This is a genomic window from Bacillus aerolatus (genome assembly GCF_009183655.1).
Classification (GTDB): Bacteria; Bacillota; Bacilli; order Bacillales; family Domibacillaceae; genus Pseudobacillus; species Pseudobacillus aerolatus.
Genome location: NZ_WEIO01000010.1, coordinates 40,128 through 52,452, shown reverse-complemented (window position 1 = coordinate 52,452; position 12,325 = coordinate 40,128). Strand labels below are relative to the sequence as shown.

9 protein-coding genes and 1 other annotated feature are annotated in these 12,325 nt (G+C 44.6%); all 9 genes read right to left on the bottom strand.

From position 1 onward, the window contains the following. Positions 1-27 precede the first annotated feature (27 nt). Complete coding sequence (gene leuB / locus F9802_RS15305; RefSeq protein ID WP_152153512.1) at positions 28-1,137, bottom strand: 3-isopropylmalate dehydrogenase; 1,110 nt, start codon at positions 1,135-1,137, stop codon at positions 28-30. Between the two features lie 18 nt (positions 1,138-1,155). Further along, positions 1,156-2,703: a 2-isopropylmalate synthase gene (locus F9802_RS15300; protein ID WP_152153510.1), complete on the bottom strand. Its 1,548-nt coding sequence runs from the start codon at positions 2,701-2,703 to the stop codon at positions 1,156-1,158. Further along, positions 2,690-3,715, bottom strand: coding sequence for a ketol-acid reductoisomerase (gene ilvC, locus F9802_RS15295; protein ID WP_152153508.1), 1,026 nt, complete (start codon positions 3,713-3,715; stop codon positions 2,690-2,692). The genes F9802_RS15300 and ilvC overlap by 14 nt, the downstream gene beginning before the upstream one ends. A 28-nt stretch (positions 3,716-3,743) precedes the next feature. After that, a complete protein-coding gene (gene ilvN, locus F9802_RS15290; RefSeq protein WP_152153506.1) occupies positions 3,744-4,265 on the bottom strand; it encodes an acetolactate synthase small subunit in 522 nt (173 codons plus the stop codon). Continuing rightward, entirely contained in the window at positions 4,262-5,977 is a 1,716-nt protein-coding gene (ilvB, locus tag F9802_RS15285; protein WP_152153504.1) for an acetolactate synthase large subunit, read from the bottom strand. Before ilvB ends, ilvN begins: the two co-directional genes overlap by 4 nt. 113 nt (positions 5,978-6,090) lie before the next feature. Next, positions 6,091-6,342, bottom strand: a binding site (T-box leader). Positions 6,343-6,344: 2 nt separating this feature from the next. Then, positions 6,345-8,009: a dihydroxy-acid dehydratase gene (gene ilvD / locus F9802_RS15280; protein ID WP_152153502.1), complete on the bottom strand. Its 1,665-nt coding sequence runs from the start codon at positions 8,007-8,009 to the stop codon at positions 6,345-6,347. A gap of 379 nt (positions 8,010-8,388) precedes the next feature. Beyond that, on the bottom strand, positions 8,389-10,335 hold the full coding sequence (locus F9802_RS15275; protein WP_152153500.1) for a transglycosylase domain-containing protein: 1,947 nt from the start codon (positions 10,333-10,335) through the stop codon (positions 8,389-8,391). Between the two features lie 289 nt (positions 10,336-10,624). Continuing rightward, positions 10,625-10,798 carry a twin-arginine translocase TatA/TatE family subunit gene (locus F9802_RS15270; protein WP_152153498.1) on the bottom strand — a complete coding sequence of 58 codons (174 nt, stop codon included), beginning with the start codon at positions 10,796-10,798 and terminating at the stop codon, positions 10,625-10,627. 120 nt (positions 10,799-10,918) lie between these two features. Beyond that, positions 10,919-12,154, bottom strand: a complete 1,236-nt coding sequence (locus tag F9802_RS15265; protein WP_152153496.1) for a dicarboxylate/amino acid:cation symporter — start codon at positions 12,152-12,154, stop codon at positions 10,919-10,921. Positions 12,155-12,325: the final 171 nt, after the last annotated feature.

Sequence of the window (12,325 nt, the reverse complement as noted above, 5' to 3'; positions counted from 1 at the left end):
TCAAGATTATGTCCATTGATTTTCACATTACATATAAGCACCCATGATAGAAGAAATAGCTGAACCTTCTTCTACACGCTGGGCAATTAAATCAATCATTTGCTCCGTACCGACAACTGTCCCGCCTGTGGACTGAAGATCGACTGTCCGGTAGCCGGCATTTAATACTTCTTGTACAGCTTGTTCAATAGCCTCGGCCTCTTCCCGCAGATGGAAAGAATACTTCAGCATTAAGGCTGCCGATAAAATCATTGCCATTGGGTTCGCTTTATTGAAGCCGGCGATATCAGGTGCTGATCCGTGAACTGGTTCATACATACCAAACCCGTCCGACCGCAGGCTCGCTGAAGGCAGCATGCCAAGTGATCCCGTGATCATGGACGCTTCATCGCTCAAGATATCACCAAATAAATTTTCAGTGACGATAACATCAAAGTCTCTCGGGCGGCTGATGAGCTTCATCGCTGCTGCATCCACATACATGTGTTCCACTTCGACTTGCGGATACAACTCCGCTTTTTCATTCACGATCTCACGCCACATGCGGCTTGATTCCAGCACGTTCGCTTTATCGACTGAAGTGAGTTTTTTATTGCGGATGACGGCGAGTTCAAACGCTTTTTCCACAATGCGCTCAATTTCTTCTCTCGTATATTGCAGTGTATCGACAACCACTTCTTGATTGTCTCCACGACGTTCACTTGGTTTTCCGAAATACAGACCACCAGTCAATTCACGGACAATCATCATATTTACATTTTCTGCAATTTCAGGCTTTAGTGGCGAAGATTGCAGCAAGCTGTGAAATCCGATGACCGGGCGAAGGTTGGCAAACAAGCTAAGCTCTTTACGGATCGCGAGAAGCCCACGCTCAGGACGCATATGCGAAGGCAAGTTATCCCACTTCGGTCCGCCTACTGCCCCTAAGAATACAGCATCGCTTTGCTTGCAAAGCTCAAGCGTTTCATTTGGAAGAGGATTGTTTGATTCCTCAATGGCCGCTCCGCCGATATTGGCGTATTCAAATTCAAATTCATGGCCGAACCGTTGTCCAACTGCCTCTAAAACAGCAGTGGCTCCTTTCGCTACTTCCCGGCCGACTCCGTCTCCAGGCAATACTGCAATGTTCTTTTTCACGTTAACCCCTCCGTTACATCAAATGTGTGCTTTTTGCACTTCTAGCTGCTGTGCTTCCAACGTTAACACTCGGTTAACAGCGTTTAAATAGGCGCGGGCAGAAGCTTCGAGAACATCTTGTGCTGTGCCCCGGCCGCTCGTTTCAATGCCTTTATGTTTAATACGAACGTATACTTCCGCAAGCGCATCACGCCCGGCGCTGACTGAATTAATTTTGTAATCATGCAGCTTCACCGGTTCGTCCAGCAGGCGTTCTAGTGTATTGTAAATCGCTTCCACGCTCCCTGATCCTGTAGCAGCCTCAGTTACTTCGGTGCCGTTTGGAAGCGTCGCAGAGATAGTAGCCGTTGGAATATTTTCTGTTCCATATTGAACTTGAATACTGTTCAATTCGTAATGGCTGACATCGGCTGCTTCTGTTTGTTTATCAGCAAGGATGGAGAAAAGATCTTCATCCGTAATTTCCTTCTTCTTATCTGCCAAATCTTTGAATGCCTGAAACGCTTCATTTAGCTTTTCATCCACTAAATCAAAGCCAAGCTCAATGGCTTTATTTTTAAAAGCGTGGCGGCCGGAAAGCTTGCCGAGGACAAGCTTATTCGACTTAACACCAATCAGTTCTGGCGTAATAATTTCGTACGTTGTTTTTTCTTTCAGCACACCATCTTGGTGGATGCCGGACTCGTGCGCAAACGCATTGTCGCCGATGACCGCTTTGTTTGCCGGCACAATCATGCCTGTTAATTTGGATACGAGATTGCTCGTCCGTTTGATTTCATCAAGCTTCATATTTGTTGTTGCCTTGTAGAAGTCGTTGCGGATATACAGAGCAACAGCCACTTCTTCAAGTGCTACATTGCCAGCACGTTCACCGATTCCGTTAATGGTTCCTTCCACCTGGCCGGCACCGCCTTCGATCGCTGCCAGCGAATTCGCTGTAGCCATCCCTAAGTCATCGTGACAGTGGGCGGACAAAATCGCCTGATCGATATTCGGTACGTTATTTCTTAAATATAAAAACAACTCTTTAATTTCTTTTGGCGTAATGTAGCCGACTGTATCCGGAATGTTGACGACAGAGGCGCCTGCTTTAATGACCGCTTCTGTCACACGCGCTAAAAATTCCGGCTCTGTGCGGCACGCATCTTCTGCTGAAAATTGAACTTTCGGAAACTTTTCTTTCGCATATTTGACGGCTTCAACGGCTCGTTCGACCACTTCATCTTTCGACATTTTCAGTTTGAACTCACGGTGAATCGGTGAAGTTGCAAGAAAGACGTGTATGCGGGGTTCGGCTGACTGTTTCAGCGCTTCCCATGCCGCATCAATGTCCTTTTGATGAGCGCGGGCAAGACCGGTAACCGAGCTGTTTTTCACTGTATTAGCAATAAGCTGAACTGATTCCAGATCGCCTCTTGAAGCGGCTGGAAAGCCCGCTTCAATGACGTCGATCCCAAGTCTTTCAAGTTGCTTGGCAATCTCTAACTTTTCAAGAGTGTTTAAGTTAACCCCTGGTGACTGTTCCCCATCTCTTAACGTTGTGTCAAAGATTTCAACCTTTCGCACCAGCCGTCACTTCCTTCTTGGATTGTTTTTTTACGAATGGCATCATTTCACGAAGTTCTCTTCCAACAACTTCGATTGGATGTTTGCTTTCGCTCGCATTGATTGCTGTAAATTCAGGACGGTTCAATTGGTTCTCAAGCAGCCAGCCTTTCGCAAATTTACCTGTTTGAATGTCTGTTAACACTTCCTGCATACGCTCTTTCGTTTCTGCTGTAATTACGCGAGGGCCTGATACGAAATCTCCCCATTGCGCTGTGTCAGAAATGGAATATCTCATGCCTTCAAGGCCGCCTTCGTACATTAAGTCAACGATGAGTTTCAATTCATGCAAGCACTCAAAGTAAGCAACTTCCGGTTGGTAGCCTGCTTCGATCAATGTTTCGAATCCTGCTTTTACGAGTGCAGATACACCGCCGCAAAGAACAGCTTGCTCACCGAATAAATCTGTTTCTGTTTCTTCTTGGAAAGATGTTTCCAATACACCAGCACGTGCGGATCCTAATCCTTTAGCATAAGCAAGTGCAATGTCTTTTGCCTGGCCAGTTACGTCTTGGTAAACCGCGAATAATGCAGGAACGCCTGCTCCTTCTTCAAATGTGCGGCGCACTAAGTGTCCAGGTCCTTTAGGAGCTGCTAAAAATACATCCACGTCTGCCGGAGGGACAATTTGGTTAAAATGAACATTGAATCCGTGAGCAAATGCCAATGCTTTGCCTTCTTTTAATTCAGGCTCAATTTCATTTTTATAAACAGCTGTTTGATGCTCATCCGGAAGAAGGATCATAATTAAATCAGCTTCAGCACTTGCTTCACGAACTGATTTTACATCGAAACCATCTTTTTCTGCTTGATCCCAAGATTTCCCTGGTCTTAAACCAACAACAACTTCTACTCCGCTTTCACGTAAGTTTTGTGCATGTGCGTGACCTTGAGAACCGTAACCAACGATTGCTACCTTTTTATTTGCTAAAACTGCCTCGTTAATATCTCCGTTATAATATACCTTTGCCATTTGTAATCATCCTCCAAAATTGTTTTTTTTATTTTAAAATTGAGTATTGCTTTAATTCAGTTACTTGCTTTTGTGAACCGCGCGTTAAAGCTGTTTGGCCTGTGCGCGACAATTCCTTAATTCCATATGGGCGAAGCAGCTCGATCATCGCTTCGATTTTTTCGAAGTTTCCGACCACTTGAATCATGACACTATCTTTGGCTACATCGATAATCGTCGCCCGGAAAGGCTCGATAATGACATTGATTTCTGCCCGGGTTTGCGGTGTGGTGAGTACTTTAATTAACGCAAGCTCTCTTGAGACAATTGCCTGGTCAGTAATGTCAGTTACCTTCAGCACATCTATTTGTTTATTCAGCTGCTTTAATACTTGCTCTGCTGTCCTTGCGTCTTCTACATGAACGACAAAAGTTATTTTGGAAATGCCTTCTGTTTCCGTAGGACCCACTGTAATGCTTTCGATGTTAAATTGCCTTTTTGTAAATAAGCCTGTTATTCTGTTTAACACACCACTCTGATTAAGTACCGTGACGGTTACTGTGCGTTTCATGGTTTCACCCCAATCATTTCGTGAAGTCCTGCACCTGGAGCAATCATCGGGTACACTTTTTCTTTCGGCTTGATCCGGCAGTCGATTAAAACAGGTTCGCGGCTGTTTAAAGTTTCTCTCAACACGCTCTCTGCTTCTTCTTCTGTTGAAACGGAATAACCCTTGATGCCATAAGCTTCTGCCAGTTTGACAAAATCCGGCTGGCAAGGAAGCAATGATTGCGAATATCTTTCCTCATAAAAGGTTTCCTGCCACTGCCTAACCATTCCTAATGCCTCATTATTGTAAATAACGATTTTAACCGGCAAGTTTAGTTCGGCAATCAGCCCCAACTCCTGCAAGGTCATTTGGAAACCGGCATCTCCAACAATGGCAATGACGGTATCATCCGGAAATGCAATTTGTGCACCGATAGCAGCTGGGAAACCAAAGCCCATCGTTCCCAGCCCTCCGGAAGTGATCCAGCGGCCCGGCTTATTAAAGCCGTAATATTGCGCTGCCCACATTTGATGCTGGCCGACGTCTGTCGTCATAATCGCTTCTCCATCCGTTACTTCATGGATAGTTTCCATTAAGCGCTGAGGGGAAATACCTTCTTCATCTTCGGAATTCCAAAGCGGGTATTCTTTTTTGTTTTGTTTTACTTTTAATCTCCACTCATTAGCCTGCGGCTCTGTTAAGTCTAACTCCAGTAACTTTTGAAGCGCTTCTTTTGCATCCGCCACAATCGGAATGTGAGTATCGACATTTTTGCCAATTTCCGCTGGATCGATGTCAATGTGGGCAACGAGTGCTTCCGGTGCGAAATGCTGTAAGTTTCCTGTCAGCCGGTCATCGAACCGGGCTCCGATATTAATTAACAAATCAGATTCGTACATCGCCATATTCGCTGTGTACGTTCCGTGCATGCCTCCCATTCCTAAAAATAACGGATGGTCTGCCGGGAATGAACCGAGACCGAGAAGCGTGTTCACGACCGGAATATTCATTTGTTCCGCCAGGGAAAGCAGCTCCCCTGAAGCTCCTCCGTGAAGCACGCCCGCGCCGGCTAAGATGAGCGGCTTTTTAGCTTGAGCGATCGCATCTGCCAGCTTTTTCACTTGTAAAACGTTTGGTGTGAGATTTGGCTGGTACCCTGGCAAGTCTACTTCTGTGACGAACTCTGGGTTGGAAATCGTTGTCGCGATGTCTTTTGGAATGTCAATTAACACAGGTCCGGGACGGCCGGTTGTTGCGATATGGAAAGCTTCCCGAATAATTCTTGGCAGTTCTTTCAAATCCCGCACTTGATAGTTATGTTTTGTAATTGGCATCGTGATTCCGATTACATCCGCTTCCTGGAAAGCATCTGTTCCGATGACCCCAGTTGCCACTTGACCTGTAAAGACGACAAGCGGCAGAGAATCCATCATCGCATCTGTAATTCCTGTTACAAGGTTTGTCGCCCCCGGCCCTGAAGTGGCAATAACCACTCCCGGTTTTCCTGCTACTCTTGCATACCCTTCAGCTGCATGGATGGCAGCCTGTTCATGTCTCGCTAAAATATGGCGGATCGGATTTCTGTATAGGGCATCATACAGTGGAAGAACAGCTCCTCCAGGATAGCCAAACACCACTTCTACTTCTTCCTTTTTTAAAGCTTCAATAAAGAGTTCAGCTCCACTCATGGCCTGCTTCAACGGTTTGGCTTCTGTTTTTACTTTTGCGTTCATGCAATTTCCCTCCAAATTGTTGTTTTCCTGAATTGCGAGAGTGATTGGGCTCTTTAAGTAAAAATAAACAAAAAGAAAAGCCTTTTCCCCCCCACGCCTACTGATCCTATAAGCGCAGGGGTGAAAAGACTTTTCCTTTCACGGTACCACCCTGATTTATGGCACTTTCACAAATGCCACCTCATGGACAATTATTACATTGTCCTTTTTGATAACGAGTAATTACTACTCGACCGATCCTAGTTGCATCCGTTCAGACCGGCACTCAGAGGGGATGTCGCTGTAAGGGGTATTACCGGCTCTCAGCTCCGCCGGCTCTCTGTGAACACCTTTTCTTACAACTTTTTCCTCGTCAACGTTTTAATAATTAAATTTTCATAATCCCGCCTGTGCTGGCAGAAGTAACAAGCTTAGAATATCTTGCTAAATAACCTTTTTTAATTTTCGGTTCCGGCTGAATCCAATTTTTCTTTCTTTCAGCCATTTCTTCTTCCGTCAAAACCACGTTTAATGTCCGGTTTGGCAAATCAATTATAATTTGATCTCCGTTTTCAATGAAGGCAATTGGTCCTCCTTCTGCGGCTTCCGGCGACACGTGGCCGATAGAAATTCCTCTCGATGCTCCAGAGAACCTTCCATCTGTCATTAAAGCGACTTTCTTTTCAAGTCCGCGGCCGGCAATTGCTGCTGTAGGAGCCAGCATCTCAGGCATACCCGGACCACCTTTAGGTCCTTCATAGCGGATAACAACTACATGGCCCTCTTTCACTGTGCCGTTGTTGATGCCTTCCTGCGCTTCTTCTTGTGATTCAAAGACAATCGCTTCTCCCATGAATGTTTTAATGGAAGGGTCGACTGCTCCGACTTTAATGACTCCGCCGTCCGGAGCCAAGTTTCCGTACAGGATGGACAACCCGCCTACAGGACTGTAAGGGTTGCTGCTTCTGCGGATCACTTCGTCATTAATAATTTCTGAATCTTTTACATTTTCATAGACAGATTTTCCGGTAATGGTAATCCGCTCTTTATTTAAAGCACCAATTTGGCAAAGCTCATTGATAATGGCGCTGATCCCGCCTGCTTCATGAACGTCTTGCATCGTGTAATCAGAGGCCGGGCTAATTTTTGATAAGTACGGCACCCGTTTAGCGATGTCATTGATTCGGCTTAAATCATAATCAATTTCCGCTTCATTCGCGATGGCGAGTGTATGAAGAACGGTATTCGTGGAGCCGCCCATTGCCATATCGAGCGCAAACGCATCGTCGATGGCCTCTTTTGTAATGATGTCTCTCGGCTTCACATCATTTTTGACTAAGTCCATTAAATGCTGAGCCGCCTGCTTAATTAACCGGTGACGCTCATTTGACGTGGCTACGATCGTTGCGTTGCCCGGTGGAGTTACTCCGAGAATTTCCATCAAGGAATTCATCGAGTTGGCTGTAAACATTCCTGAACACGATCCGCATGTCGGGCAAGCGCTAGATTCAATTTCAAGAAGTTCTTCCGCGGACATCTTTCCTGAAAGGTGAGCTCCTACTCCTTCAAAAACGGAAACGAGTGAAAGCGGCTTTCCGGCTTCTGTTTTGCCGCCTTCCATCGGACCTCCGGAAACGAAAACAGAAGGGACATTTGTTCTGGCAGCTGCCATTAACATGCCGGGAGTGATTTTGTCACAGTTAGGAATGTAGAATACTCCATCAAACCAGTGGGCGTTAATGACTGTTTCCGCCGCATCGGCGATCAGCTCCCTGCTCGGCAGTGAATATCTCATGCCGATATGGCCCATTGCGATGCCGTCATCTACCCCGATCGTATTAAATTCGAAAGGCACGCCTCCCGCTTCGCGAATCGCTTCTTTGACGACTTCGGCAAATTTGTTTAAGTGGACGTGACCCGGGATAATATCAATATAAGAATTGCAAACCCCGATAAAAGGTTTATGCAAATCTTCTGTTTTTACTCCTGTCGCATAAAGCAGACTGCGGTGGGGAGCACGATCGATTCCCTTTTTTATCATGTCGCTGCGCATAGTATCTCCTCCAGGTGTCTTCAGGCTACATGTGATGTTCTTGCTGAATGTGATTTCCCGCTGTTAAATTAGCCTCACACTCTTAAGTTAATTTTAAGTTTTTATCGGTCAAATCTGAAAATTAAGTTTATATTGAGGACAATCATATCCTGCTTTTCTGTCCAGGTCAACACCTTTTGGCAAATCTTTAGACAATTAAAATTATTGGCTTTTAACCTAGATAAAATGCAATCGCTTACAAGGTTGATATATGTGGTTTTAATTTTTTTATAGAAATTCGTAAAAAATTCGAATATTTTTTTATTGCTTTTTCATCCTGATTGTGCACCATTCTGTCTGTCTTATCTTTCTAAAGAAAAAAGCGCCTGCAGAGGGCGCTTTAAAATAGTTCATTCCATTTATCAACGGCTTTGTCAAACCAGTCTTTTTCTTCTTCTTTTTTCTTTTCTTCTTCAATAGATTCTACATCGAAAGAAGTACCTTCCAGCTCTGGCATAATTTCTTGCATAATTTCTTTAAATAACGGAACGGCTCCATCCGAACTGTTTTTGGCGAGATGGTTTTCTTGGTCTGCATTTTCTACTCCAATCCATACCGTACCGACGACATCAGGCGTGTAGCCGACAAACCACTGATCTTTCGTACCGCTTCCTCCTGCAGGAACTTGAGTGGAGCCGGTTTTCCCTGCGAGTTCCACGCCTGAAACTTTTGCTTTCTTGCCGCTTCCGTGCTTCACTACATTTAACAGCATCGCGTTAATTTCATTTGACACTTCTTTCGTCGTAACTTGCGTTTCTTCAGGTGTCCATTTCGGTTTAACTTCACCTTCCGGACCGATAATCTTTTGGATGAAGAAGCTGTCTTTGCGCACACCGCTATTTGGGAAAGTCGTATACGCCTGGGCGAGCTGCAGAGGTGACACGACCATGCCCCCGCCAAGAGCAATGCCCAGTTCCCTATCTACTTTTTCGGCCGGAATGCCAAATCTCTCTAAAGCATCCAGGCCTTTGGAGATGCCAATTTCATTTAACAGCCAAACTGCTGGCAGATTAAGCGACTTTTCCAGCGCCTTGTTCATCGTTACTTCCCCCCGGTAAGTTCCCCCATAATTTTCTGGCGTGTAGCCGCCAAAGTCTTGAGGTTCATCTTTCAGCATAGAATCGGGCGTATAGCCTTCTTCCAAAGCCGGCGTGTAGACGACGAGCGGCTTTAACGTGGAGCCCGGCTCTATTTTCGACTGTGTCGCGTAATTAAATCCTCTAAACACATGCTCTCCCCTCTTGCCGACAACGGCCATTACTCCGCCTGTTTTCGGATTCACTAAAACAGCGGCGCTTTGAGATGGATCCCCGTTCACAGAATCCGGGAACAGCCAGTCTTTTTCATATACATCTTCCAATCCTGCTTGCACGCCCTGATCCATTGCTGTATAGATTTCGTAACCTTTCGTTAACAGGTCATTTTGCGTCAGCCCGAAACGATTAATCGCTTCGTTTATGACCGCATCAGCGTAATAAGGATATTTTCCTTTTAATGGGTCGCCGCTCGTATCATCGAGAACAGTTTGTTTGTTCTTAGCATTCTCTGCTTCTTCGCTCGTAATATAGCCGTACTTCGCCATTTGATCGAGTACTAAATTTCTGCGCGCGGTGGCTTTTTCCAAATTTTTATACGGATCAAGTACAGATGGCGCTTTAATAATTCCAGCAAGCATCGCCGATTCACTGAGGGTCAGTTCACTTGCACTCTTTCCGAAATATTTTTTCGAGGCATTTTGAACTCCCCACGAACCGCTGCCAAAATAAATCGTATTTAAATACATTTCCAAAATCTCTTTTTTCTTATAAACCTTTTCAATTTCAATCGCTAGAAAAAGTTCTTCCACTTTTCTTTTATACGTTTGTTCAGGTGAGAGCAAAGCATTTTTCGTCAGTTGCTGGGTAATGGTGCTCCCGCCCTGCACGCTACTCGTAAAAGTGTTTTTAAAAAACGCCCGCCCTATTCCTTTTAAGTCAAAACCGTTATGTTCATAAAAGCGGTGGTCTTCAATTGAGATGACGGCTTCTTGCAAGTGCTCAGGCATTTTCCCGATCGGTACGCTGTCCGAACGGTTCGCCGACAGCTTACTCGCCTTATCGCCATTTGCATCATAAAGAACAGTTGATTGAGACAGTCCGCGCTTTAACGTTTCGACATCTGCTGATTTCATAAAAAAGACTATAAACCCGAGTCCGGCTAAAACAATGACGGACACGGCTAAGACCATAATTTGTGTAAGGTGAAACTTTCTCCACAAACTTTTCATAAACTTGGTAATTGCATTCATACTTTTCTTTTGTTCCTCCTGAATAAGCCCAATTCAATCTACAGGCTGTCCCATAGTTGCTCGGCTCTTTGCTTTTGGGACAGCTCAGCGGCTAAGATTTCAACCAAATTGCGTTTCGCCGGCGCCGTTTATTTTGCTTCGGACACTTAGCTGCACACAATAAGAATTTCATTATAACTTATTCGCCTTAAATCGCCAATTTTCACCGATTTCTCCTTATCTGTTGTAGTACATCTGCACATAAAAAAGGCTGGCGGTTATTAACCGGCAGCCCTTCGATTTAATGAAATTAGTGTGTCTTCGGTTTTTTCTCTTCTTCCTCTTCCATTACGCCTTTCATGCCACGTTTAAACTCATGAAGTGTCTGTCCGGCTGCTTTGCCGAGCTGCGGAAGCTTGGAAGGGCCAAAAAGCAATAGTGCTACAATAAGAATAATTGCCACTTCTCCAAAGCCGAGATTCATATGCGATTATCTCCTTTTGCTTTTATAAGCTGTTGATTGCCTTATTATATATAAAAATAATTAAAATGAAAATAAGAAAGCAGCAAGTGTGCTTTTTTTGCCACACTTGCTGTCGCTGATTTAAGCGCCTGAACGCTGTGCTTTAATTGTTTTTTTCTTTTCTGTTTCAGCGACATAGACCGCACAAGCAGCGTCACCGGAAATGTTGACAGCTGTTCGTGCCATATCAAGCACACGGTCGATTCCGAGGATCAAACCAATTCCTTCTACCGGAAGACCGACGCTGCTCAATACCATCGCCAGCATAATCAGCCCTACTCCGGGTACGCCGGCTGTTCCGATACTTGCCAATACCGCTGTTAATACTACAGTTGCAAGTTCACCGAGGGATAAGTCAATTCCATAAACTTGAGCGATAAAAAGAGTAGCAACCCCTTGCATGATTGCAGTTCCGTCCATGTTAATCGTTGCGCCGAGAGGCTGGACGAATGAGCTGATTGACTTTGGTACATTCAAACGTGTTTGCGCCACTTCCATGGAAATCGGCAGTGTCGCGTTACTGCTTGACGTACTAAAAGCTACACTCATTGCAGGCGCAAAGTTTTTAAAGAACCAGACTGGGCTTTTTCTAGCAAGCAGCAAAATCGTGCCCCCATAAGTTAACAGCCCGTGAATAATCAATGCAGCAAGAACACAAATCATATAAATGCCCATCGCTTTAATAGCAGACCAGCCCTGGCTTCCAATAGCTGAAGCAATTAATCCAAATGTGCCGTACGGGGCAAACTTCATAACGACTCCGACAAGGTACATCATAATGTCATTACCTTGTTCTACTAAGTTTAAGACGCCTTTTGTTTTTTCACCGAGTGCAGTTAATGCGAGTCCAATAAAGAGAGCGAAAGCAATAATTTGGAGCATGTTGCCTTGAGTCATTGCATCAAGCGGATTTTTTGGAATGATATTGAGCAAAGTTTCTCCTACAGGAGGAGCTTTTTCAGCGGAGAATTCTGCACTTTCGACATCAAAGTTTCCGGCTTCTCCCGGTTGAACGACTCCGGCGACGATTAAACCAATAATAATGGCAATACTTGTAGTGATCAAAAAATAAGTAATCGTTTTCAATCCGATTCGGCCAAGTTTCTTAGGATCACCTAAACCGGCTGCTCCTAAAATGATGGAAAGAAATACGATTGGTACGACAAGCATACTGATAAGGTTAAGAAAAATTCGGCCTAGCGGGGTAAAAAGATAAGGATCTAATACATTATAGACGTTTGGTGCAAATATATTGAGCAGCAGCCCTACTATAGCACCAGCAATTAAAGCGATGATAATTCGGCCAGTAAGTTTCATTAACCGTTCCCCTTTCCCTAGTTCATTAATTAGACACAATTTCTATCATAACTGACAAAAACAAGAATTACAAAAATATAGTTAAGTTTACCGCTTTTTCCAACTACCCAAACATATTTACCTTTTCTTTACTGCATGGCAGCCCTTTCACTTTTTTGGTACGATAACTTA

Coding starts and splice junctions, on each gene's coding strand:
- ilvB (WP_152153504.1), bottom strand. CDS start 5,977: ATGAACGCAAAAGTAAAAACAGAAGCCAAACCGTTGAAGCAGGCCATG.
- F9802_RS15270 (WP_152153498.1), bottom strand. CDS start 10,798: ATGAATCTCGGCTTTGGAGAAGTGGCAATTATTCTTATTGTAGCACTA.
- ilvN (WP_152153506.1), bottom strand. CDS start 4,265: ATGAAACGCACAGTAACCGTCACGGTACTTAATCAGAGTGGTGTGTTA.
- ilvC (WP_152153508.1), bottom strand. CDS start 3,715: ATGGCAAAGGTATATTATAACGGAGATATTAACGAGGCAGTTTTAGCA.
- F9802_RS15275 (WP_152153500.1), bottom strand. CDS start 10,335: ATGAATGCAATTACCAAGTTTATGAAAAGTTTGTGGAGAAAGTTTCAC.
- ilvD (WP_152153502.1), bottom strand. CDS start 8,009: ATGCGCAGCGACATGATAAAAAAGGGAATCGATCGTGCTCCCCACCGC.
- F9802_RS15265 (WP_152153496.1), bottom strand. CDS start 12,154: ATGAAACTTACTGGCCGAATTATCATCGCTTTAATTGCTGGTGCTATA.